Annotated in this window: 16 protein-coding genes; 14 read left to right on the top strand and 2 right to left on the bottom strand. The window is 68.8% G+C overall.

Annotated elements, in window-relative coordinates; all coding sequences use genetic code 11:
* Positions 1-82: 82 nt before the first annotated feature.
* Both AC1RSI_RS16060 and AC1RSI_RS16055 read left to right on the top strand, forming a co-directional pair.
* Positions 83-757 (top strand): response regulator transcription factor, encoded by a 675-nt coding sequence (locus tag AC1RSI_RS16060; protein ID WP_008262845.1) that lies wholly within the window; start codon positions 83-85, stop codon positions 755-757.
* Positions 758-843: 86 nt separating this feature from the next.
* Positions 844-1,860, top strand: coding sequence for an AAA family ATPase (locus AC1RSI_RS16055; RefSeq protein WP_035306791.1), 1,017 nt, complete (start codon positions 844-846; stop codon positions 1,858-1,860).
* An 89-nt stretch (positions 1,861-1,949) separates the two neighbouring features.
* Here the strand turns inward: AC1RSI_RS16055 and AC1RSI_RS16050 are convergent, their stop codons facing one another.
* A complete protein-coding gene (locus AC1RSI_RS16050) occupies positions 1,950-4,700 on the bottom strand; it encodes a M16 family metallopeptidase (RefSeq protein WP_154725656.1) in 2,751 nt (916 codons plus the stop codon).
* A 187-nt stretch (positions 4,701-4,887) separates the two neighbouring features.
* Here AC1RSI_RS16050 and AC1RSI_RS16045 point away from each other — a divergent pair, with 187 nt between their 5' ends.
* The 12 genes from AC1RSI_RS16045 to arsH all read left to right on the top strand — a co-directional run bounded on the left by AC1RSI_RS16045 (position 4,888) and on the right by arsH (position 22,828).
* Positions 4,888-6,354 (top strand): hypothetical protein, encoded by a 1,467-nt coding sequence (locus AC1RSI_RS16045; protein WP_154725657.1) that lies wholly within the window; start codon positions 4,888-4,890, stop codon positions 6,352-6,354.
* Complete coding sequence (locus AC1RSI_RS16040; protein WP_154725658.1) at positions 6,351-7,316, top strand: DUF58 domain-containing protein; 966 nt, start codon at positions 6,351-6,353, stop codon at positions 7,314-7,316. Before AC1RSI_RS16045 ends, AC1RSI_RS16040 begins: the two co-directional genes overlap by 4 nt.
* Positions 7,313-9,022, top strand: a complete 1,710-nt coding sequence (locus AC1RSI_RS16035) for a hypothetical protein (protein ID WP_154725659.1) — start codon at positions 7,313-7,315, stop codon at positions 9,020-9,022. The genes AC1RSI_RS16040 and AC1RSI_RS16035 overlap by 4 nt, the downstream gene beginning before the upstream one ends.
* A gap of 10 nt (positions 9,023-9,032) precedes the next feature.
* Complete coding sequence (locus tag AC1RSI_RS16030) at positions 9,033-11,507, top strand: VWA domain-containing protein (protein WP_154725660.1); 2,475 nt, start codon at positions 9,033-9,035, stop codon at positions 11,505-11,507.
* 10 nt (positions 11,508-11,517) lie between these two features.
* Complete coding sequence (locus tag AC1RSI_RS16025; RefSeq protein ID WP_291756104.1) at positions 11,518-17,034, top strand: hypothetical protein; 5,517 nt, start codon at positions 11,518-11,520, stop codon at positions 17,032-17,034.
* Between the two features lie 123 nt (positions 17,035-17,157).
* Positions 17,158-18,546, top strand: a complete 1,389-nt coding sequence (locus AC1RSI_RS16020) for a sensor histidine kinase (protein WP_008262230.1) — start codon at positions 17,158-17,160, stop codon at positions 18,544-18,546.
* A gap of 108 nt (positions 18,547-18,654) precedes the next feature.
* Positions 18,655-19,587 carry an aspartyl protease family protein gene (locus tag AC1RSI_RS16015; RefSeq protein ID WP_154726926.1) on the top strand — a complete coding sequence of 311 codons (933 nt, stop codon included), beginning with the start codon at positions 18,655-18,657 and terminating at the stop codon, positions 19,585-19,587.
* 216 nt (positions 19,588-19,803) lie between these two features.
* Positions 19,804-20,139, top strand: a complete 336-nt coding sequence (locus AC1RSI_RS16010; RefSeq protein ID WP_008263976.1) for an ArsR/SmtB family transcription factor — start codon at positions 19,804-19,806, stop codon at positions 20,137-20,139.
* A gap of 7 nt (positions 20,140-20,146) precedes the next feature.
* Positions 20,147-20,569, top strand: a complete 423-nt coding sequence (arsC, locus tag AC1RSI_RS16005; protein ID WP_154726925.1) for an arsenate reductase (glutaredoxin) — start codon at positions 20,147-20,149, stop codon at positions 20,567-20,569.
* Positions 20,569-21,660 (top strand): ACR3 family arsenite efflux transporter, encoded by a 1,092-nt coding sequence (gene arsB, locus AC1RSI_RS16000; RefSeq protein ID WP_154726924.1) that lies wholly within the window; start codon positions 20,569-20,571, stop codon positions 21,658-21,660. The genes arsC and arsB overlap by 1 nt, the downstream gene beginning before the upstream one ends.
* On the top strand, positions 21,660-22,079 hold the full coding sequence (gene arsN2 / locus AC1RSI_RS15995; protein WP_154726923.1) for an arsenic resistance N-acetyltransferase ArsN2: 420 nt from the start codon (positions 21,660-21,662) through the stop codon (positions 22,077-22,079). The genes arsB and arsN2 overlap by 1 nt, the downstream gene beginning before the upstream one ends.
* Positions 22,076-22,828: an arsenical resistance protein ArsH gene (gene arsH / locus AC1RSI_RS15990; protein WP_008262206.1), complete on the top strand. Its 753-nt coding sequence runs from the start codon at positions 22,076-22,078 to the stop codon at positions 22,826-22,828. The genes arsN2 and arsH overlap by 4 nt, the downstream gene beginning before the upstream one ends.
* Before the next feature lie 166 nt (positions 22,829-22,994).
* Here arsH and AC1RSI_RS15985 read toward each other — a convergent pair whose 3' ends face one another.
* Complete coding sequence (locus AC1RSI_RS15985; protein ID WP_154726922.1) at positions 22,995-23,402, bottom strand: response regulator; 408 nt, start codon at positions 23,400-23,402, stop codon at positions 22,995-22,997.
* Positions 23,403-23,637: the final 235 nt, after the last annotated feature.

Genomic DNA, 23,637 nt, shown 5'->3' with positions numbered 1-23,637 from the left:
CCCATGCCGTCAGGTTCGCTAAAGGAGAAGCGTGCGGCATTGCCGACGGGGTCGACGCCTTCGATCCAGCGAGGTGTTTCTGATGCGTCTGTTGTTGGTCGAAGACGATGCGGATGTCGCCGAGACCCTCGTCATCTACCTGGAACGCCAGGGGTTCGTCGTCGATGTCGCGCCGTCCCTGGCCATTGCGCGCAGCGCCGTGGACGCCAATGAATTCGATCTGGTCTTGCTGGATCGGGGACTGCCGGATGGCGACGGCGTCTCGCTGATCGCCTATTCCGCCCATCGCAACCGGCGTCAGCGCTACATCATCCTCACGGCCATGGCGACGCCGGACCATCGGGTCGAAGGTCTGGAGTCCGGCGCCGACGACTATATCGCCAAGCCGTTCGAGCCCCGCGAGCTTCTGGCCCGAATCCGCATCGCCCTGCGCCGCTCTCTCGAGGTTCGGCGCGAGACCCGTCAGTTCGGACCGCTGCTGTATGATCTCGAGAGCGGCGTCTTCTTCATCGACGAGGCTCCGCTGACGTTGCGCCGGACGGAGGCCCTGGTGCTCGAGGCGCTCATGGCCCGACCCGGCGCGGTGATCCAGCGCGAGACGCTGGAGGCGCGGGTCTACGGCTACGACAAGGTCGTCAACGCCAACTCGCTCGAGTCTCAGATTTCAAGGCTGCGCACCAATCTGGCGCGGCGCACGGACCGGGTGCGTATCCGTGCGGTGAGGGGGCTGGGCTATTGTCTGGCCGACGAAGGCTGACGCCGCGTCATTCGAAAGCCTGCCAGACTGGTGCAAGCCTTATGTGTCATACCCTGTCTGACTGAATCTAAGTGTGCGGATTTTCAATGGTTTCGACTGACGACGTAGAACTGGCCCGCCAGAGCGCGGCCGCGTTCAAGGAAACCTTCATCAAGATCCGCGCCGAGGTCGGGCGGATGATCGTGGGGCAGGCCGACGTCGTCGACGGCGTGCTGACGGCGCTGATGGCCGGCGGCCACGTCCTGCTCGAAGGCGTGCCGGGATTGGGCAAGACCATGCTGGTCTCCTCGATCAGTCGGGCCATCGACCTGCCGTTCTCGCGTATCCAGTTCACGCCCGACATGATGCCCGCCGACATCGTCGGCACCACCGTTCTGACCGAAGCCGAGGGCGGCGGCCATGAACTGACCTTCCAGCAGGGGCCGATCGTCTCGAACCTGGTCCTGGCCGACGAGATCAACCGCGCGACGCCCAAGACCCAGTCCGCGCTTCTGGAGGTGATGCAGGAACGACAGGTGACGGTGGGCCGCCGCACCATCAAGATGCCCGAACCGTTCTGCGTCATGGCGACCCAGAACCCGGTGGACCAGGAAGGCACCTATCCGCTGCCGGAGGCCCAGCTGGACCGTTTCCTGTTCAAGCTGGTGGTCGGCTATCCTTCAGAGGCCGATTATCACGCCATCATCGACCGCACGACGAGCGGCCACGACGTGGTGCTGAACGCCGTCACCAACGCCGAGACCCTGCAGCACATGCGCGCGGTCGTGCGGCAGGTCCCGGTGACCGAAGCGGCCAAGGCCTACGCCATTCGTCTGGTCATGGGGACCCAGCCGGGCAGCGACTATGCGCCGGACAGCATCAACCGCAGCGTGGCGCTGGGCGCCTCGCCGCGCGGCGTGCAAAGCCTGATGCTGGCCGCCAAGGTCCAGGCCCTGCTGGACGACCGTTTCGCGGTCTCGACCAATGATGTGGCGGCTGTGGTCATGCCGGTGCTGCGCCACCGCCTGGTGCTGAACTACCACGCCCAGGCCAACGCCCTTTCGGCCGACGATCTCCTGGGAGACGTGCTGGCCCATGTGAAGCGGCCCTACGCGACGGACTAGTCCCCAATCTGGGCCGTTTGCGAGGGGGCTTGAGGGCGCCGCGGGATCCTGCATGGCCCGCGGCGCCTTTTTCTGTTTCCGGCGCGCGCTTAGCGGACCTTGTGGCCGTAGATGTCCCAGACCTCGACAGGGCCGAAGTTCAGCGCGCGGACGGGGGCTTCGATCCTGGAGAGATCGCCCACCACCACCCAGGTCAGGCGCGTCGGATCGTAGGTCGTGCGCGACACGGCCTGAACCTGATCCAGCGACACCGCCGCCAACCGCGCGCCGGACGTGGCCGCGCGGTCGTAGGGCTGGCCATAGGCGGCGGCGCCTGTGATCGCCGAGAGGAAGGCGGCGTTGCCGGCGAAGGCCGAGGGCAGGGCCCGCATGCGCGCGGTGCGGGCCCGCTCCAGCTCCTCGAGGGTAGCGGGCCGGTCGGCGACATAGTCGGCGATCTCTCTGCGGACCTCCCTCATGGCGTCGGCGGTGCGGTCAGTCTCGACCGTGCCTGACGCCGTGAAGGTGCGCGGGCCGACCGGCGTGTCCGCGACGCCGCCGGTGAAGCCATAGGTCCAGCCCTTCTCTTCTCGCAGATTCATGTTCAGGCGGCTGTTGAAGGCTGCGCCCAGGATTCCATCCGCAAGATCGCCGGCGGCCGCCTGGTCCGCGTCGAACGCGGTCGTGAGCTCGCCGACCGTCAGACTGGTCTGGGCCGCGCCGGGGGCGTCCACCAGAATGATGCGGCCCGGCGTCGCGGTCGCCGCCCCTCGCTCTTTCACAGGCGTCGGCGTGACGCGGCGCCAGTCGCCGAAGTGGGCCTGGGCCAGGGCCTTGGCCTGGTCGATCGTGATGTCGCCGACCAGATAGAGGGTGGCGTTGTTCGGCCCGATCTCGCGATCATGGAAGGCCTGGATCTCGTCGCGCGATATGGCGTTGGCGTCCTCGCGCGTGCCGATCCGCCCCAGAGGATGGTCCTCGCCCCAGATCGCCCGCCCATAGACGGGGCCGGCCGACTGCAGGGGATTGCGTTCATAGGCGTCGAACTGCGGCCCGACCCGCTCCAGCGCCTTGTCGATCTCCGCCTGGGGATAGGTGGGATGGCGCACCACCTCCGAGGCGAAGCTGAAACCGTCGTCGAGACGGCTGCTCAGCATGGTCCACATCACAGCGCTTTCACGCGCCTGGGCGGCGGCGGCGATGTTGACGCCGGCCCTCGTCGCCTGGCGCTTGAGCTGTTCGGCGTCGTAGCGGCGCGTGCCGCTGGTCAGCATGGCGAAGGCGCGGCTCGCCGTGCCTCGTCCATAGGCGTCCTCCGCCAGAGAGCCGGTCGAGAACTGCAGGCTGGCGCTGACGATGGGCAGATTGGGACGATGGGCGACGACGATCTTCAAGCCGTTGGCGAGAACCGCTTCCGAGACGCTGGGGAAGGCGATCGCCGCGTCCGCGGGGCTGGGATCGGGCATGCGGGTCGGGTCCGCCAGGCCCGTCGGCGCCGCGGCCGGAACGGGCGTGGGAAGCTGGACGAGTTCATAATAGGGGCGCGACAGGGCGGCCTGGATCAACTGCGTCACGGCCTTGGCGTCGACGTCGCCGATCCATTCCCGCTGCTTCAGGAAATAGACCGGGTCGTCGTGGGTGACAGCGCCGCTGGCCAGCCAGGCGCCGATCGCGGCGCTGCTTTCCATCGTCTGCAACAGCGAGATGTCGCTCGCCGTGACGATCTCTTCCAGGCGGTCCCTGTCAGGGCCGGTCTGGAAAAACTTCGCCAGTTCGCGATCGATGGCCGCATTGGCGGCCTCGGGCGTCACGCCCGGCTTCAGGGCGACCGAGAGATTGAAGGCGCTGGTCAGCTGGCTCTCGCTGACGCCGGCCGACACGCCGTCGGCGATCTTGAGATTCTCGACCAGCGCGTCATGGAGCGGCGTGCCTCGACCCCGCGCCATCGCCTTGGCGGCGAGTTGAAGCATCGTGTTGTCGCGTGGCGATCCGTTGTTCAACGGCCAGGTGCGGGAGATTACGGCGGCCGGGAGGTTCTCGTAGACGATGTCGCGTCGGATGTCCGCAAACGAGGGCGTCCAGCGGTCGGGGCGGCTGATCGGCTCGCCCTGGCGGACGCCGCCGAAATAGAAGGCCGTCTTCTCACGCGCCGTCTGGACATCGATGTCGCCGGACAGGACGAGCACCGCGTTCGATGCGCCGTAGTGGGCGTCGAACCAGGCCTTGACGTCCTCCAGGGTCGCGGCGTCGATGTCCTCCATGGAGCCGATGGTCGTGTGGCCATAGGGATGGCCGGCCGGATAATAGCCCTTCAGGAACTGGGCTTCCGCCGAACGGCCGGGGCCGAGTTCATTCTGGCGCTTCTCGTTCTTGACCACGGCCCGCTGTTCGTCGAGCAGGGCCTGGGTCATGCCGTCCGTCAGGTGGCCCATGCGATCGGCTTCCATCCAGAGCGCCCGGTCGAGGGCGTTGGCAGGCACCGTCTGGAAGTAGTTGGTGTAGTCGGCGGTGGTGCTGCCGTTGATGCCGGTGGCGCCGACGGCCTCCAGCGGGGGGAAGTATTCCGTCGGCCGATTGACCGTCGGCTGGAACATCAGGTGTTCGAACAGATGGGCGAAGCCCGTCTTGCCGACAGGCTCGTCCTTGGACCCGACCTTGTACCAGACGCCGACGAAGATCGTGGGAACGGTGTGGTCGGTATAGACCAGGGTCGTCAGGCCGTTGGGCAGGGTGAAGGTTTCGTAGGGGATGCGGACCTGGCCCAATTCCGGCCTTGCCTGCGCCAAAGCGAGGTTCGAGGCGCCGCAGGACAGAAGGACAGCCAGAACGGCGCCGACGATAGGTTTTCCGAAGGTCGTCAAGGTCGGTCCTCACAAGCCGATGTCGCTTGTCGCCCACCAATCACATGAAGCTTGCCCCAGCCTGACGCGCTCAGCTTCTCTATTGGAACGCAAGGCGAAATAGCGGGGCAATGAAACGAGGACACTGTAAGGTTGGTGCAAGCCACCGGTCCTATGTGACAGTTCTGATGAGTTTGCGCGGGTCGAAATGGAACGGATGATCCAGGGCGTCGATGATGGGTTGCGTCGTCGCCTCGATCGCCTCGAGACGCGCGGACGGCATGCCCTTTTGACGACGACGCGCCGACGTGCGGTGCGGCGGGCCCTGGCCTGGGCGGCTCCCGCCTCGGCGGCCGGTCCGCTCCTTCTCGCCCTGTCCGCGCCGTTCGTCGCCCCGACTGTCGCGGGCGTCCTCATCGCCGCAGTCGGCGCGCCCCTCGCGGCAGGGGTGTTCGGCTATATGCGGGCTCGCCAAGCGACCAGCCGCACCCGGACCGCCGCTCTTGCGCTGCTCGATCATCGGTTGCGCCTGAACGACCGGTTGCAGACGTCCGACGAGTTCGAACGACTGGATCGCCGAACGGCCTTCCACGACGCCGCCTTGCAGGAGGCTGCGCCCTGGGTGGCGCGGGCGCAGGACAGCGACGTGGGCGTCGACGACGGCGCGCTGAGGTTGGGCCGCTCGCGGCTGTGGCTATGGCCGGCTGCGGGGGTTCTGTGCCTGGCGGCGGCCTTCGCCGTTCCTCAGTTCTGGCCCGAAGCGGCCGCACCGGCGAACCCGGCGGCGGCTGCGATATCGCCGCGATCGGCGGCCGTCGCCGCGCCAGAGGCGCGTTCCGAAAACGCGACGCCGATCGCAGGCGCTGCGTCCCCGACCGCGCCGGGTCGTGATGTCGAGGGGACGACGCGCCCGGGCCTGGACAAGCCCGGCGCCGGATTGGCCGCCGCCTTCCAAAGGTTGATGGCGCGCCTTTCGCCGTCGCGCAGCGCCGCGGCCTCCGCGCAGGACGCCGCCGCCCGCGCGGGCGCGCCGTCCCAATCTGCTGCGGGCCAGGGAGAGGGCCGGGGGCGTGGCGGTCAGGGCGCGGCCGGAAACAGCGCCTCGTCCAGCGGGGCGGGTCAGGATCGCGAGGCCAGACAGCCGCAGGATGACGAGCAGACGCCCGGCGAGGCGATGGCTCAGGACGAGACCGACGCCCCTGCGTCCCAGGCGCCCGGCGGTCAGTCCTCCGGCGCCCGGCAGAACGCCCCGTCCGCCGCCCGGCCCCAGCCTCAGGACTCCGGCTCCGGCCAATCCCAGAGCGGGGAGGGCCAGCAGCCGGGGCGCAGTCGTCGCGGAGACCAGAACCAGTCCGGCCGCGAGCAGGGCGGAGGCCAGGGCGAGAACGGCGGTCAGAGCGGCCCCGAGACGGGGCTGAAGAAGGGGCGTGGCGTATCCAGCCTGATGCTGGCGACCCCGATGCAGGACCGTCTTGGCGGGATGGCCAGCCCGGGCCGCATCCGCACGACCACGCGGGACGGGGCGCCGCAGCCTCTGCCGGCGAGCGGCGTCCGGGCGCAGGATCGTGGCATGGCGAGAGGCGAGGCGGCGCGGACGGCGCCCCTGGCCGCCAGCGCTCAGGAACAGCGTGCGACCCGCGACTATTTCAACGCGCGGAACGGGGGCGGTCGATGATGCTGTTTCGTCGCCGTCCGCGCGTCGCCGCCGCCCCTGCCGCCGTTTCCGGTCTGGCCGATCCGTTGACGTTCGAGGCCCTGTTCGATCCGACCTTCCTGGCGGCGCTGCGACCCTTTTCGCTGCGGATTTCGCGCGCCCAAAAGGGCGGCCGCCTGGCCGAGCAGAGGACGAACGCGCGCGGCCAGGGCGCGGAGTTCGCCGATTTCAAACCCTATGTGGCGGGCGACGACCTGCGCGCCATCGACTGGAATGTCTATCGCCGTCTCGGCCGCCTGTTCGTGCGGGTGTTCGAGGAAAGCCAGGACATGCCGGTCTATTTCCTGGTCGACCGGTCGCGCAGCCTGTTCGTCGAACGGCCGCCCCGCATCCATGCCGCACAGGAAGCGACCCTGGCCCTGGCGGCCGTGGCCTTGGACCAGCACGACTCCGTGGGTCTGTTTCCGTTTTCCGACACGCTCGAAATCGAGTTCCGCGCGGTCTCGGGCAAGGGCAACCTGGCGCGTGTGGCGCACAGCCTGGCGGGATATTCGGCGCTGCAGGGCACCGGGCTGGCGGCGGCTCTGGCTCACCTGGCCGGCCTTCGCCTGCGCCAGGGTCTGGTGATCGTGGTGTCGGACTTCTTCGACGAGGCCGGCATAGAATCCGTGGTGCGAGGGCTGGAGCAACTGCCGCATCGGCTTCTTCTGGTGCAGATCGTCAAGGCCTACGACGCGGACCCCGAACGCCATCCCGATCTCAGCGGGGACATCCTGCTGGAAGACGGCGAACACGCCCAACCGACTTCGGTCACGATCACGCCCGACCTCATGGCGCGCTACAAGGCCGCCTACCGCCGCTTCACCGACGCCCTGTCGGATTTCGCGCGGACCCGCGGCGCGGGCCTCGTGCAGATCGACGCCGACAAGCCGGTGCGTGACCAACTGTCGGCGCTGTTCGGCGATGGCGCGGTCAAGCTGTGAGTTTCCTGTCGTTTCCGCTCTGGGCCGTCATCGCCGGCGCCGTTTGCCTCGCCGCCCTCCTGTTCGGGCTTCAGGTTCTGAAGGCGCGTCAGAAGCATGTGCGGATCGCCGCGGCCGGTCTCTGGGCGCAGGCCGCCAGGGTCACGCCCTTGCGCGTCTTCCGCCAGCGGTTCCAGCGCTGGTTGGCCTATCTGCTGATCCTGGCGATCGGCCTGCTGCTCTGGGCGGCCGGCGCGCGACCTGAAATCACGCCGGGCCGGGACGCCGTCGATCACATCTTTTATCTGGACGCCTCCGCCGGCCTGACGGGACGCGACGACCTGGCCCAGGCGCGCCGCGCCTTGATGGCCGATGTCCGAAACACCGATCCCGCCCGTCGCACCGTCTATCTGGACGGCCCCGTCGCCGCGCCCCTCCTGCAGCCGGGTGAAAATCCGGCCTTGCTGAGCCGGCGCCTGGACGGGGTTCGCGCCCGTCTTGCGCCCTCGAGCTTCGCGCACGCCGTCGCCAATCAAGAGCTGACGGGCGCGTCGGCGTCGGGGCGGCCCACGGTCGTCCACTATTACGGCGCATGGTCGGGCGCCCGGGACGTGACGTCCACCGCCGGTCAGCGTCTTGTCTATGGGTACCTGGCCAGGCCGACGCTCGACAATCGCGGCGTGGTCGCCCTGGGCGCCTCGCCTGCGGCCTCGGGCGACGCCGGGCGTGCGGATATTCTCGTAGAGGCGATCGGCGCCGACGGCCGGCCCGTGCCGACCGACGCTCTGCGCTTCAGCCGAGACGGACGCGATGTCGTGGTTGATATCCTGGCCCGTCCCGACGGGAAACTGATCGTGCGGGACGCAGTCGCGGACGGCGGCTTGTTCGCCGTGCGGCTGGCGCGATCCGACGCCTTTCCCGCCGACGATCAGGCCAGCCTGCGACTGCCGGACCGGCGTCCTGTGCGCGTGGCCCTGTCGTCCGGCGCGCCGGACGCCGTCGCCCGCGCCGTTCGGCTCAACCCCGCCTTCGCCGTCACCGCGCCGAAGGACGCCCAGGTCGTGGTTCGGCGGGCCGGCGAGCGGTTCGGTGAGGACCGGCCGGCCCTGGTCGTGACCCAGGCCGGCGAGCAGAGCGCCTTCGTGTTCACCTATGGCGCCGACGAGGCCGAGCCGGACCTGTCTGCGGCCCTTGCCTCCCTCGGGATATCGGCGGTGGAGACCCAGACCCTGGCCCGCACCACCCGGCGCGAGGTGTCTGCGGAAACCCGTCCGGGCCAGCAGCGCGGCGTGGCCGTCTGGTCGGCCCTGTTCGACGAGAGAGGCGGGTTCCCGGCGGCTTCGGGATTCCCCGTCTTTGTGTCGCGCACCCTGTCCTGGTTGGCGGATACGGCGCCCTGGATTCCGTATGCCCAGGCCGGGACCGATCTGACCGACCAGTCGGACCTCTATGGTCTGGCGGCCGACCGCCGGATCGCCGACCGCGCATTGAACGGCGACCTGTTCCTGGATCAGGCGGGCGAGACCCGGATCGGCGACCTGCGTGTGGCCGTCTCCCTGACCGATCGCACCCTGACCCTGGACGCCGCCCGGGCCGTGCCGGCCGACGTCAGCGTGACCCCGGTGCAAGGCCCGACCGTCGACCTTCTTTTCATCCTGCTCGTCGTGATCGCCGGCCTGCTGTTGCTGCTCGAATGGCGGCTGCAGCAGCGCGGGGCGATGGCTTGAGGACCGCGTCGTGCACCTGACCTTTCTTCATCCCGAAGCCGGCTGGCTCCTGCTCCTGATCCCCGGCTTCCTGTGGTGGGCGCGCAAGGCCGCCAGGGTGCGGGTCGCGCTTCGCACCGCCGTCTTCCTGGCGCTCGTGGCGGCCCTGGCGCAACCCAGTCTGGTCGTGCGTCGGGGCGGCCCGACGTCGGTGATCATCGTGGATCAGGGCGATGCTCTGTCGCCTGTCTCGCGCGCCCAGGCCGCCTCGGCCGCAAAGGCGGTCCTGACGCGTGCGGAGCGGAACGGTCCCGTGGTGGTCATCCAACGCGGCGGCGTCCCCCTGGCTCTGAAGGCGACGCGGCGAATCACCCTGCCGGACGCCGGTCAGGCCGCCGCCATGCCTCACGCCCTCGATCTGGCGCTGGCCGCCTTTCCGTTGGGGGCGGAGGGACGAGTCACCGTGATCGGAGACGGCCTGGGCGCTGACCGGGCCTGGGGGCGGGCGGTCGACGCCTTGGTGGCGCGTGGCGTCGTCATCGACGCCGTCCCGATCCGCGCCGGACGGAACGAGGCCTTCGTCGCCGACGTCTCGCTACCGACGGCCCGCGCCGGCGAGCATGTCTCGGCGCGAATAGGGCTGGACGGGGTCGGACAGGATCTGTCGCTGGCCGTGTTCAGCGGTGATCGGCGCATCGGCGGCGCGGGTCCCCTCGATCTGGACGGTCCGGCCGCCGTGGCGGTCGAGATCCCGGTCGATCGTCCTGGCTATATGCCCATCCGTGTCGAACTGGCGCGAGGCGGCTCCGTCGTCAGCCGGTTTGACACGGCGGCGGCCGTGCAGGATCCGCTGGCCGTCCTCTATGTGAACGGGCGTCAGGCCGGAGGGGCGAGCGTGCTTCAGCGGCTGGCGGGTCAAGGCCTGCGCATCGACGGCCGGGCGCCGGCGGACCTGGCCGGCGTCGATCTGTCGGCCTATCGCGCCGTCCTGCTGGACGACGTGCCGGCCTCGGCGCTGGCGGCCCCGACGCAGCGGCGATTGATGGAGGCGGTTCGTTCGAACGGATTGGGTCTGATGGTGTCCGGCGGAGAGAGCGCCTTTGCGGCCGGAGGCTACGCCGGATCGCCGCTCGCCGCCGGTCTGCCGGTGACCCTTCGTCAGGAAGAGCAGACCGAGGATCCCAGCGTGGCGCTGGCCATCGTCATCGACACCTCGGGCTCGATGCTGGGCGCGCCGCTTGATCTGGGCAAACAGGTCGCGCGCCTGGCCGTGCGCAAGCTGACGCCGGCCGACAGCGTGGGCGTGGTCGAGTTCTACGGCGGGCGGCAATGGGTCACGCCGATGCAGCCGGCGCGGGACATTCCGGAGGTCGAGCGCGCCATCGGTCGCGTTCAGGCCCAGGGCGGCAGCGAACATCTCTTCGGCGCCCTGCAAGAGGCCTATTACGGGCTGCAGAACACCCAGGCCCGCTATCGCCATATCCTGGTGATCTCGGACGCCGGGGTGGAGGCGGATCGCTATCCTCAGCTGATCCGCCATATCGCCGACGACCAGGTGACGGTTTCCACGGTTCTGGTCGGCGGCAGCACCGAGGGCGAGGCCCGCATGGCGCAGTGGGCCCGGCTCGGTCGCGGGCGCTTCTATGTCGTCGGCGACGAGTTCAGCCTGGTGGAGATCAATCTCAAACAGCCCCAGCAGAAGCCCCAGCCCGGGATCAAGCGCGGCGGCTTCGCCCTGGCCCCGTCGGCGTCGTCCTTCGGATGGGGCGATCTGGCGGCGGCGCCGCCCCGGCGGCTGGACGGTTATGCCCAGGCGGGCGTCAAGCCGCTCGCCGAGACCCTGATCCGCACCGCGACGGGCGAGCCGGTTCTGGCCTCCTGGCAATGGGGCGCCGGTCGGGTGACGGCGCTGATGACAGAGCCGGTCGGCGAGGGAACCGCAAACTGGCGCAACTGGGCCGGTTACGGGGATTGGATGCAGCGGCTGGTCGCCCGCACGGCCGATCCGCGCCCCGAGTGGGACGTGCGCCTCGGCCGCGTCGGCGGCCGGGTCAAGGTCGTGGCCCAGCGCATTCGCGGGGCCGCCGGCGGTCCGCCGCAAATCCGGGTGCTGAACGCCGCCGGCCAGGCCGGGCCCGCCCTGACGGCGGTCGAACGGGCGCCGGGTCTGTTCACGGCCGAAGGCGCGGCGCCGATGGACGCGCCTGTGCGGGTCGAGGTTCGCGACGGTCGCGGCGTGACCCGCGCGGCCCTGCCGGCGCTCGGGGGCGGGCAAGCGGACCGTCCGGTCTCTCAGGCTGACGGACTCCCCCTGGATCAACTGGCCCGCCTGACGGGCGGGGTGGTGATCGAGACTCCCTCCCGCGCCGGCGCCGCCCCCCTTCCGCAGGGACGATCTCCGGCGACGGCTCTGGACCTGTGGGGCTGGCTCTGCTGGCTGGCCCTGGTCCTTTACGTCGCCGACATCGTCTATCGTCGCTGGCCGCCCCGGCGGCTGGCCGTTTGAGATCGAGATCATGACTTTGCGATCACGCTCCCTGTTTCTGGCGCTCGGCCTCAGCCTCGGCGTGTCGGTCGCCCCGTCCGTGACGGCGCAGGCGGCGTCGCCTGCCGGCGAGGTCTCGAACACGCCGACACGGACCGACGCCAGCGCACGCGCCTTGATCGACGCCGTCCTGTCCGGTGCCCGTCTCGACTTTGCTGCGGCGGATCGGCTGTACGCCCAGGCCGTGCTCGCCGACGACCTGAGCGGCGTCTATGGCCGGCTGGATCAACTGTCGGCCGGAGCCGATCCCGATCGCGCCTGCCGAGTCGCCGTTTTGAAAGCCGTGCTGGAATGGCGCGACGGCGATGTCGATGCGGCGACCGACACGGTTTCCGCCGCCCTCGACCGCTGCCGAACGACGGACGCCATGCTGCTGCGCGGGCGGCTGCTCGACATCCAGAATCAGGCCGGGGCGGCGTCCGTCTGGTACGAACGCGCGCGGGCGCAGTCGGACGATGCGCAAGAGCGCGCCCTGCTGGACCGTCGCCTGGCGATCATCGGCGTGACGGGACGAAGGCCCGACGCCCTGTCTCAACTGGCCGGCTCGGGTGATGCGGCTGTGGCGAACCGGGCGGCGGCCGTGCTCGGTCTTCTGGGGAGACCGGGGGACGCCGCCGCCCTGTATCGTCCTCGAAACGACGCCGCCGTGCGCTATAGCGACGCCGTGCGGCTGGCGGACTGGGCTATCGGCCAGGGTTCGCCGGACGCGGCTGCATCCTCCGCCTGGCGCGCGGTCGAGGCCGCCGCGACGACGGAAGATCGGCTCTACGCCCTCGCCCTGGTCGTGGAGGCCTATCGGACGGCCGATCAGCTGGCGGGCGCGGAGGCTTTCCTGGCGCATAAGCCGCGTGGGCCGGAGGTGGATCAGGCGCGGCTGGACGTGCTGCTGGAGTTGCGGCGTTACGACAACGCCGTGGCCATGGTTCAACAGGCCGGGGACGCCGCGCTGCGCGAGCGACTGCTGGGCGTGCTTCGCGCCGCCGGTCGAACGACGGAAGTCGAGGCCGAATATCGGCGCCTGATCCGTGCCCAGCCGGCCGATCCGCGCTGGGCCGATGGTCTGGCGGCCCTCTATCTCGAGCAGGGCAGGTCGGATGAGGCGGTGGCGGTCTATCGCAGCCTGGCCGTCGCCAACCGCGCAAGGCCGGACGTGCAGATCGAGACGGCGCGCAAGATGATCGCCATGGTGATGGGCGACCAGGCCTCCCGGATATTGGGCGATGCAGCCTCGACGCCCGCCGTCGCTGTCGCGATTCGGCGTTTCGAGGTCGAAACCGCCATCGACCAGGGCCGGGAGGCGGACGCAGAGGCGGGCCTGCGCGCTCTTTCGGCGGCGGCGCAGGGCGACACGGCGACCCTGGTCACCGTCGCCGAAAACTACGAACGTCTGGGCCGGCAGGATCTGGCCCTCGAAACCCTGCTGGACGTCCAGGCGCGCGGCGGGGTTCTGGACGACGACCAGCAGGCCCATATCGCAGATCTCGCCTTCGCTGCGGGTCAGCCGGCGGAGGCGTTGACCCGTTGGCGGGCTCTTTGGGCGGGAACTCGGCTTCCGGCGCGCAAGGCCTTCCTGCAACGGCAGATCATTCGCGCCGCGCAACAGACGGGTCAGATGGAGCCTATCGCCGCTGAACTGGAGGCGCGGATCGCTTCGGGCGCGGCGGATCAGGGCGAAGTCAGTCTTCTGGTCGAAATCCGTATCGCGCAGCAGGACGGCGCCGGCGCTGAACGCGCGGTGCGCCGCTATGCCGAGCGTTCACGTTCGGGCGAGGTGCGAACCCTGGAGCAACTGGCGGCCGTCCAGGCCCGGCTCAGGAACTACGCCGGTCTTAACGCGAGCCTGGCCCGGTTGGCCCAGGTCGACCCGGCCAACGCCGACGCCTATCTGCGCCGCCTGATCATCAATGTGCTTCGCTTCCCCGATCCGGCCGAAAGCGATGCGGATCGCAATCGCCGGGTCGACGCCCTGATGGCGCAGATGCGGGCGGCCGGAAAACTCGACGATGTCGAGGCCGCGCGTTTCGCGGCCTCCATCTATGCGTCCGGCTATCGAAACGCCGAAGCGCTTGTCCAGCATCGCCGCGCTCTGGCCCTGGCCCCGATGGATGTCGATGCGCTGCTGGAATATGCCGGAGGGCTGAAAGCGGAAGGGCGGGTCGCGGAGGCCGCCAGTCTGTTGCAGTTCAAGGCCGAGACGGCGCCGAGCGGCGCGGCCTTTGTCGCCGCCTTGAACGGGCTTCTGGACGTGCTGGCCGCCGGAGACGCCAACAGCGTGGGGGTTCCGGCCGATCTGTCCCAGGCGAGGCTGGGCTGGGCCAGGCGCGCCGTCCTGGAGCGTATTCTGCAGGACGGGGATGATGTGCGGCTGTCGTCCCTGGTCGGCGACATCGGCCAGGATCGCGGGGATCCGGAGCTGCAGCTGCGCGCGCTCCAGGCGTCGCTCGCGGTGGCGGGCGACCAGAAGCCGGCGGTTCTGCGCCAACTGATCAGCCTGACCTCCGCCAGCGAAACCGGCGCGGGCGATCCCGTCCGAAAGGCGATCTACGGCCGCCGGCTGGTGGCGATGCGCAAACCCTATCCGCCGGAAGTCTATGCGGATATCGCCCAGACCTTGCTGAAGGCGGGCGATGTCGCCGGCGCCGAGCGGGCCTTCGCGCTGATGGGCGACATCGGGGGACTGGTGAACGTCGACGCCTTGCGGGGCCAGGCCTACGCCGAGGCCGGAATGACGCGAGAGGCCTTGGCCCGTTACCGCGTGGCCCTGCTGCAGGATCAGGACGATCTTGATCTGATCGCGCACACGGCTGTTCTGATGGAACAGTCGGGGCAGGCGTCCGAGGCCGCCGCCCTCTATTGGAAGGGCCTAAACAGCCTTGTGCAGCGCCAGCCCACGCAACAGGCCAGCGACGCCCTGAAGGCGCTCGATGCGGCGCAGTACGCCCCCACCCTGATCGAGGGCGCCTTGTTGACCTGGCCCGAAGGCGAGACCCAGGCGCGGATCGCGCTCTGGCGTCAAACGGCGCAGTCCGCGGCGCAGAGGTCGCAGACCGTCGGGGCCGCCCCGGCGACCAGGCTGGCGGACTTTCCGCGCCTGGCCCTTGTGGTCGCCATCAATCAGCGGCTTGCGACCTTCCTGAACGACGATGAGTTGGAAACGACGCAAGACGCCCTTCTGGCGCCTTTCCGCGACGACCCCGAGGCCCGACGCGCTTTGGCCGACGTGCATGCGCCTGCCGCCGGCCTGACGACGGCGGCGGGCCAGGATTGGCCGATCGTGGATCTGGGCCGTCAAGCCGCGACAAACGCCGACTTCGATCTCGCGCTCGCCCTGGCCTTCGAGACCGGCGACCGCGCGCGTATTCGCGCCCTGGCCGACCAGGCCATTGCGGCGGATGCTCCGTGGCGGGCCGGACGCGAAAAGGGCGTGACCCAGAATCAACCGCCCATGCTGGTGTCCTTGTTGCTCAAGGCGGCGGACCTGGGGCGTCCCGAGGTCGTTCGTGAGGACATACTCGCGCCTCTGGCCGACACCTCGTTCGACGCCCTGGCGCTGTATGACGTCTATCGCGTCGATCCTGCACGGTTTGCGAAGCTGGAGGCCGCCGCCGGCCGTCGTCTGTTGTCCGATGACGTCCTGATCCCGCTGCTCGTCTCGCGCGGCAATGACCCGCTCCCGGTGGCGGGGGCGGCGGGGCGGGCGCGAGGCGGACCGACGCCGCTGCAGTTGCTGACCCAAAGGTTCGATCCCGATCGCCTCGTGGACCTGTACGAAGCTCTGGTCGAGCGGATGGAGCGGACCGGATCAGCCTCGGGCCTGCAGGAGGCCATCGCCGCTCATCTGCTGGATTCACCTCTGAGCGACGCGCAACGTGATCGTCTCCAGGCCGTGCTGATCCGTGACATCGGGGCCGAACGTTCGCAGTCGGACAACAGCGGCGGCGTTTTCGCATCCCTGCTGTTACGGTTCGACGCACCCGCAGCGAACCGTGAAGTCCTGCTGGCCGCGTCACGGGTCCTGGCCGCTCGGTATGCAGACAGCGCACGAACGCCTGAGGTGCTGACGGCCTGGTTCGCCGACGACCGCGCAGGCGCCTTCGAGGCGCTGAGCGCAATGACCGAAGCGATGGCGCAGCCGCCGCTGAGCCTCGGCACGTTGCTGGCTCAGCGCTTTGGGGCTGAGCGCGAGGCCGCGTTCGACGCGTTCCTGGCGACCTCCCGGCCGAACCGGGAGGAGACGGCCCGTTTCGAGAGACGCTTTCTGCGCGGCGAAGCGACCAAGGCGTCGGTCGATCCCAGGATCGTCGCGGCCTACGCCAAGCTTGTCTCCGTCGAACCCGACAACGTCGCCTATGTCGCGGCTCTGTTGCTGATCCAGGCCAGGGCGGGCGATTTTTCCGCCTTCGTCGCGACCGCCGCCCCGTTCGCGACGACCCGGGCTGACGATCAGGTGCTGGGGACCCTGCTCGGTCTGGCCTATCGACTGACGGGCGATCCGGACGCTGCGGCGCGGACGGCCGAAGCCGCGAGCGTGGATCTGGACGACCCCGAGTGGATCCGCCAGCTCACAAGCCGAGCGATGGCGACGCGGGCCGGCGAGGTCGACATGCCGAGCGCGTTCGCACCGACATGGTCCGCCTACCAAAAACGGTTTCCCCAGGCGCCGGCCGTGCTGGCTCTGGCTGTACAGGACCCGGAGTTTACGCCGGTGACGGTCGCGAGGCCCCTGGATCGCCTGGCCGCCGACGACACGCCGGGCGTCGCTCGAGGCGATATTCTCCGGGGTCTATGGCGTGCGACCGTTCCGCAAGGCCGTCAGGACGGCGACGCCAGCAACCGTCAAATGCTGATCGACAGCCTCGCGGATCCGGCGGCGGCCGGTTACGGCGCGCCTGTCGTCGCAATGGTCACGCGCGACCCGGCCGTCATCAAGGAGCTTGAAGACGAGCTTTCGAGTCTCTCCGGGGCGATGCAGGGCCGACAGATGCGGCTCTATGACCGGGTTGCCGAGGCGCAGTGGGGCCAGGGGGGCGGACAAGCGCGCCTGGACGCCCTGTCCGCCGATCTTGGCGGTCCGCCCGTCAGGCTGCACGACCTGGCCCTCTTCCTCGCCCTGGAGCAGGGCGCGCCTGTCGCGCTCGATGCACAGCAGTTGGCCGGTCTGACGCGGCAGCTTCGTTTCGTCATGTCGCCGTCAGCGGGGATGAGGCTGGCCGCCGCACGCGCCTATGGGAGGGCGGGCGAAAGCGCCACTGCCGGCGCCTTGCTTCAGGCCGCCCTGCTGCAAAGCCTTTATCCGACCCGCCGCGACTATGCCGATCCCGGGGATCCGGCTCCTGACGCCGCCGCGTTCCTGACCGTTTTGGCGGCCTTCCCGGATCAGGGGGCAGCGCGACGGATACGCGGCGATCTGGCGCGCCTGGCCCAACGGCAGGCCGCCAGCCCTGCCGTGATGGCTCCTTTCGCAGCATTGGCCTCCGCCGCCGACTGACCTTGCGGACCAAGGCCCGATGTGCGGCTTCGACGCGGCGCGCGCATCGGCTAGGGTGGGGCAGGGACGCCTTGGGGCGAGGAGGATGGATTGGGCCTGAAGCTAAGAAGCCTGCACCGATCCATGTTCGCGCAACTGGCGATCATCACCATCCTGTTCGTCGGCTTCGGCGTCTATTTCTTCACCCTGCGTCCTTTGCTGTCGGTCGAGCCGACCGGCGTCGCTGATCCTCTGGAGGTCACCGCAGCCAGCGCATCCGAGGTCTTAAGCCGCTTCGCCTTCGCTGAACGCGAGCAGGCGGGAGCCGGCGGCGACCTGGAAGCCGATCCGGTCTTGCGGGACATCAAGGCGCACAATCCCAAGTTCCGCTATTTTGTTCGGGTGCAGGGGCGGGAGTTCCGCTCCGGAGAGGGAACGCCCTTCTTCATCCGCCTGGCGTTCGACCGGCTGCAGAGCCAGAATCTGACGAAGGTCTATCCAGGCCTCTGCCTCACCAACACCAACAGCGATCCCGGCGGCCCAGGTCGCAGTTTCCTCGCCTATTCGGACTGCGGCGGACAGGCGAGCTATTATGAATACGCCGGGATCGAACACGCCACGACCAATGCCGCCGCAGGCTCGGCCCGGCTCTATGGCAAGTTCATATGGAGCTACGGCGGGATATTCCTGTTTACCGTAGGGGCGGCCTTCGTCGTCTTCACCATAATCCTGTTGGCGAACGTGTTGCGGATCCGGCGGGTCGCCGCCATGGCGCGCGATCTCGATCCCGACAATCTGAGCGAGCTGTTTCCGGAAAAGGGTCTGCCGCTGGAAGTGGCGCCGCTCGTGTCGGCGCTGAACCAGATGATCGTGCGCGTCGACGAGGCCCAGAAGCGTCAGCGCTTTTTCCTGTCCGCCGCTGCGCATGAAATGCGCACGCCTCTGACGGTGCTCAGAACGCGGCTGGAAATCATGGACGACGGGCAGTTGAAGGACAAGCTGATCTCCGACGTTCGGCGCCTGACGAATCTCGCCAATCAGCTGCTCAAACTGATGACCATCGGCGAGGCTCCGGAGCCCCTGAAGGAATCGGATCTCGTGACCTTGACCGGCAGGGCGGTGGGCGAGCGGGAGGTCGTCGCGGCCCGTCGCGGTCTCGATCTCGTCTTCGAGCGGGAGGTGACCCGCTATGGGCTCTGGGCCGATCCCAGCCTCGTCGAGACCGCGATCGGCAACGTCATCGACAACGCCCTGTCGTTTTCGGCGCAGGGCCAGCGTGTCGTCGTTCGACTGGACAAGGACGGCTGGGTTCGGGTTTGCGACCAGGGGCCGGGCATACCCAGTGAACAGATCAAGACGCTGTTTGAGCCCTTCACCCGGTTCTCCACCGGACGCAGCGGCTATGGGCTGGGTCTGGCCATCGTCAAGGCGGTGGTTGATCGCCACGAGGGCGCGGTGGTGATCGGCGAGGTCGCCGGCGGTGGGGCGGAGGTGGCGCTGCGTTTCGATCCGAACATTCCGGCCCGGCCCTGAGGCTCGGCCCTGGGGAAGGGTCACGCAACGCATCCGGTCCTGGGCAGACGGCGCCAGCTTCCGATCAGCTTGGTCCGGTACAGAGGTCGATCTGTCCTGGAGCCCTTCATGCACGCGTTGATCCTGATCGCCAGTCTGGCCCTGAGCACGCAGGCCCCCGCCGGGGAGCCGCAGCTGCCGCCCGCGCAGGCCGAAGCGGCGCCCGCCGTGTCGAGGGTCGCGGTCCTGACCCGCGACACGCGCGGTCGGCCGACCCTAGACGCCGAGATCAACGGCAAGGGGCCGTTCCGCATGGTGGTCGACACCGCCGCCCAGACCAGTCTCGTCACCCTGCCCCTGGTCGACGAACTGAAACTGCTCGCCATAGGCGAGATGAATATCGGCGGCGTCGCAGGCCAGCAGCAAGCCGGCCTGTACGGTGTTGATCGCTTCAAGACCCCCCTGTTCGACGTCGAGAGCGTCGGGATGCTCGCCCTTCCGAACGCCGGCGTCACCGAGGCGCGCGGCATTATCGGCATGGAGAGGTTCACTGGAGATCGTCTTCTGTTTGATCACGCCGCCAACCGCCTGAGCCTCGAACGCTCCGGTGCGGCGGCCGACGGCTTCGTGGCCGTGGCGGGCCGTCTGGATGACAGCGGCCTCCTGACGGTGCCGGTCGAGATCGACGGGGTGACCTTCACCGCCCTCGTCGATACCGGCGCGGCCGTCTCCGTGGCGTCGGGCGGAGCCCTTCGTGCGCTGGGCTGGGCGGAAACCGATCCGCGGCTCACGCCGGCGGGTGAGATCCGGGGTGCGACGCAGCATGGGACGGTCGTCCTGGAAGGGGTCGTCGGCCGCATCAGATTGGGTCCGGTGAATTTCCGCGAGGCGCCCTTGATATTCATCGCGGGCGAGGCGGACGACGCTGGGGCGGAAGGCGGTCCCAGCCTGATCCTCGGCGCCGATCTTCTGAACAACCTCGACGCCTACGCCCTCGACTTCCCACGCAGCGAACTGCAGATCCGTATCCCGCGGCAGCCAAACGGTCCTGATCCCCGCTGAGCCGGCCGCCCGGGGGCTAAATCCGTCTGCGGAGCTTTCAACGTCATCTGCTGCGCACGCATCCGCCTCTGTTCGCGGGTGGGCTGGAATCACCGCCGTCGGGTTCGGAGGGCCCGGCGTCAGCATGGCCGGAACGAGCAGGACGACCACGCCGATCGGCGACATCGCCAGGCCTCGGTCGCTTGTCCGTCCTAATATTTCCATTATAGTAGAAGTATGGAATCAGAGATCGCCATTTTCGCCCTGGCCGCGCTCGCCCAGAACACGCGTCTGGAGACGTTCCGGCTTCTGGTGCGGCATGAGCCGGAGGGACTGGCCGCCGGCGACATCGCCAATCGGCTGGCGATCCCGGCCAACACCATGTCGGCCCATCTGGGCGTGCTGTCGCGGGCCGGACTGATCACGGCCGAGCGGCGCAGCCGGTCCATCATCTATCGCGCCGATCTGAGCCGACTGCGCGACCTGACCGTCTTCCTGCTGGAGGACTGCTGCCAGGGGCGCGCCGATCTTTGCGAGCCCAGGCTCGCCGAACTCGCGCCCTGCCGCGACTGAGGACCTCATGGACGTCATCATCTATCACAACCCCGCCTGCGGGACGTCGCGCAACACCCTGGCGCTGATCCGGCACGTGGGGATCGAGCCGCATGTGATCGAATATCTGAAGACGCCGCCCAGCCGCGCCCTGATCCAGGACCTGGCCGCGCGGACGGGCGCGCCGCTGCGCGATCTCCTGCGCGAGAAGGGCACGCCCTTCGCCGAGCTGGGTCTGGGCGATCCGGCCGTCAGCAACGACCAGTTGCTGGACGCCATCGAGGCCCATCCGGTGCTGCTGAACCGTCCCATCGTGGTGACGCCGCGCGGCGTGCGCCTGTGCCGGCCGTCCGAGGCCGTGCTGGATCTGCTGCCCGAGGACGGGCTCAAACCCTTCGTCAAGGAAGACGGCGAAGTGGTGATCGACGCCGAGGGGCGGAGGGTTCGCTGATGGTCGATACGCCCGTCGCCCCAGCCTCTGCGGCCGCGCCCCGGCGGCTGTCCTTCCTCGACCGTTGGCTGACCTTGTGGATCTTCGTCGCCATGGGGCTGGGTGTGGCGCTGGGCGCCTTCGTTCCCGGCCTGCCGGCCTGGCTGGACGGGCTGTCGGTCGGCACGACCAATATCCCCATCGCCATTGGCCTGATCCTGATGATGTATCCGCCCCTGGCCAAGGTGCGCTACGAGGCCCTGCCGCAGGTGTTTGCGGACAGGCGGGTGCTGCTGCTGTCCCTGTTCCAGAACTGGGTGCTGGGGCCGGTGCTGATGTTCGCCCTGGCGGTGATCTTCCTCAGGGATCAGCCGGAATATATGACCGGGGTCATCCTGATCGGCCTGGCCCGCTGCATCGCCATGGTCCTGGTCTGGAACCAGCTGGCGCGCGGCGACAACCAGTATGTGGCCGGCCTGGTCGCCTTCAACTCCATCTTCCAGATCCTGTTCTTCAGCCTGTACGCCTGGTTCTTCCTGTCGGTCCTGCCGCCGCTGTTCGGGCTGGAGGGCAGCGTGGTCGCGATCCGTTTCTGGACCATAGCGGGGGCGGTGCTGATCTATCTGGGCGTGCCGTTCCTGGCGGGTTTCCTGACCCGCCTGGTCCTGATCCGGCGCAAGGGCGAAACCTGGTACGAGACCCGGTTCCTGCCGCGCATCGGACCGATGACCCTGGTCGCCCTGCTGTTCACCATCGTCGCCATGTTCAGCCTGAAGGGCGGCGAGGTGGTGGCCCTGCCGCTGGATGCGCTGCGCATCGCCGTGCCGCTGACCATCTATTTCCTGGTGATGTTCGTGGTCAGCTTCCTGATGGGCAGGCTGATCGAGGCGGATTATCCGCGCACCACGGCCCTGGCCTTCACCGCCGCCTCGAACAATTTCGAACTGGCCATCGCCGTGGCCATCGCCGCCTTCGGCCTGACGTCGCCTGTCGCCTTCGCTGCGGTGATCGGCCCCCTGGTCGAAGTGCCGGTGCTGATCCTGCTGGTGTCGGTCGCCCTGTGGATGGGGCGGCGCTGGTTCGCCGACACGGCCCCGCCGGCGGACGCCTGATGGTCGCCCTGCGTGTGGTTGACGCCAGCGATCACGGCCTGATCGCAGCCCTGGCTGAGGCCGGCCTGCCCGAGCCTGGCGCCGGCCGCTATTTCGGCGCGACCCAATACGGCGCCCTGGTCGGCTACGCTGGGCTGGAAGGCAAGGGCCGGCATCTGCTGTTGCGGTCGCTGGTCGTTCTTCCCGATCATCGGGCGCGGGGCGCAGGCGCGCGCCTCCTGACCGCCGCAGAAGACGTGGCCAGGGATCTGGGGGCGGAGACCCTGCACCTGCTGACGACTACGGCGGAGGCCTTCTTCGCTCGACGAGGATTTGTGCGCGGCGCGCGTGAGACGGCCCCCGAGGCCATCCTTCGGACGCGCGAGTTCGCGGCGCTCTGCCCGGCGTCCGCCGCCTATATGACCAAGGCCATTTCATGAGTTTCGACCGTCTGCGGCCCCTGCCGGACCCCGATCATCTGCCCGCCCTGGACCCGGCCTATCTGGCGCGCGATCCGGCGGCGGGGCTGGGGCCGAACGACCCGCCGCCCCGGATCCTGCTGCTCTATGGGTCGCTCCGGGACCGGTCCTATTCGCGCCTGTGCGTCGAGGAGGCGGCGCGGCTGTTGCAGTGGATGGGGTGCGAAACCCGGATCTTCGATCCGCGCGATCTGCCGCTGACGGACCAGCATGTCGCGGACGACCATCCGGCGGTTCATGAACTGCGCGAACACGCCCTTTGGAGCGAGGGCATGGTCTGGTGCAGCCCGGAGCGGCACGGTCAGGTCTCGGGGATCATGAAGCTGCAGATCGACCATCTGCCGCTCAGCCTGGGCGGGATGCGGCCGACCCAGGGCCGCACCCTGGCGGTGATGCAGGTCTCGGGCGGGTCGCAGAGCTTCAACGCCGTCAACACCCTGCGCCTGCTGGGGCGATGGATGCGGATGTTCACCATCCCCAACCAGTCCAGCGTGGCCATGGCCTTCAACGAGTTCGACGACGACGGCCGGATGAAGCCCTCCAGCTATTACGACCGGATCGTCGATGTGATGGAGGAACTGGTGCGCTTCACGATCCTGCTGCGCCCCCACGCGGCCCAGCTGGTCGACCGCTATTCCGAGCGCAAGGCTGCGGGCGTCCCTCTGGACCCCCAGACCGATCTTTCCGCCATCGCCATTAAGCCGCAGTGATTCCGCCCAGGGTCCGCACGGAGGGTGTCGCACGGACGCGCCGTCCAGGCGCACGGCCTCGATCCGGGCGGACAGGGCCGACCTCGGTCGGCGGGGCATGCAGGGACTATCGTCGCGAGAAGGCCAGAGCCGTCGCCGAGGCTGAATGCGCCAGAAGGCCGATCTGCTAGGCGGCGGCTGCCAGGGCCGTCCTCATCGCGACGACCAGAACGTCAAGGTCGCAGGGCTTCGGCAGGAAACCGGCGGCGCCGCCCGCATAGGCGGTCTCGGGCTCGAGGTGGCCGGAGGACACGAGCACGGGAATCCTCGGCTGACCAAGTTGTGCGTAGGCCAGAAGCCCGAGCCCGTCGATCGACCCCGGCATGCGTACGTCCGTGAAGATCAGGTCGATACAAGCGCCCGACTTCAGAATCGCGACCGCCTCGTCGGCGTTGAAGGCCTCGATGACGACGAAGCCCACATCACGAAGGTGATCTGAGACCAGCATTCGGATCAGAAACTCGTCTTCAACGACGAGAACATGCGGCGCGTCGGCCGCAGCCTCAGGGGGCGCAGGCATGGAGTTCGACAGCATTGAGGCCCCGCTTCGGATCAAGAACGATCTGAAAGGAGTCCGGTTCCAGCGCCGCGCGGGCGGGCGCCCCTGCGGCAAGCGCGGCTGTTCGCCGATCGGGAGTTGGCGAGAATCTTCGCGGGAATGTCAGAATCCTGTTGCAGACGAAATGGCCCCTACGTATAGAGCCGCCTCGCTCGGAAACGGGCCGGCCCTGAGGGCTTCGGAGCTTCGGTTTCGGAGGTTTTGAGGGGAA

This window comes from Brevundimonas sp. GW821-FHT10E09, assembly GCF_058809375.1.
Note: the sequence above shows the minus strand (reverse complement) of the source record. Positions and strands in the feature narration are given on the sequence as shown.

Coding starts and splice junctions, on each gene's coding strand:
- AC1RSI_RS16060 (WP_008262845.1), top strand. CDS start 83: ATGCGTCTGTTGTTGGTCGAAGACGATGCGGATGTCGCCGAGACCCTC.
- AC1RSI_RS16055 (WP_035306791.1), top strand. CDS start 844: ATGGTTTCGACTGACGACGTAGAACTGGCCCGCCAGAGCGCGGCCGCG.
- AC1RSI_RS16045 (WP_154725657.1), top strand. CDS start 4,888: ATGGAACGGATGATCCAGGGCGTCGATGATGGGTTGCGTCGTCGCCTC.
- AC1RSI_RS16040 (WP_154725658.1), top strand. CDS start 6,351: ATGATGCTGTTTCGTCGCCGTCCGCGCGTCGCCGCCGCCCCTGCCGCC.
- AC1RSI_RS16025 (WP_291756104.1), top strand. CDS start 11,518: ATGACTTTGCGATCACGCTCCCTGTTTCTGGCGCTCGGCCTCAGCCTC.
- AC1RSI_RS16020 (WP_008262230.1), top strand. CDS start 17,158: ATGTTCGCGCAACTGGCGATCATCACCATCCTGTTCGTCGGCTTCGGC.
- AC1RSI_RS16015 (WP_154726926.1), top strand. CDS start 18,655: ATGCACGCGTTGATCCTGATCGCCAGTCTGGCCCTGAGCACGCAGGCC.
- AC1RSI_RS16010 (WP_008263976.1), top strand. CDS start 19,804: ATGGAATCAGAGATCGCCATTTTCGCCCTGGCCGCGCTCGCCCAGAAC.
- arsC (WP_154726925.1), top strand. CDS start 20,147: ATGGACGTCATCATCTATCACAACCCCGCCTGCGGGACGTCGCGCAAC.
- arsB (WP_154726924.1), top strand. CDS start 20,569: ATGGTCGATACGCCCGTCGCCCCAGCCTCTGCGGCCGCGCCCCGGCGG.
- arsN2 (WP_154726923.1), top strand. CDS start 21,660: ATGGTCGCCCTGCGTGTGGTTGACGCCAGCGATCACGGCCTGATCGCA.
- arsH (WP_008262206.1), top strand. CDS start 22,076: ATGAGTTTCGACCGTCTGCGGCCCCTGCCGGACCCCGATCATCTGCCC.
- AC1RSI_RS15985 (WP_154726922.1), bottom strand. CDS start 23,402: ATGCTGTCGAACTCCATGCCTGCGCCCCCTGAGGCTGCGGCCGACGCG.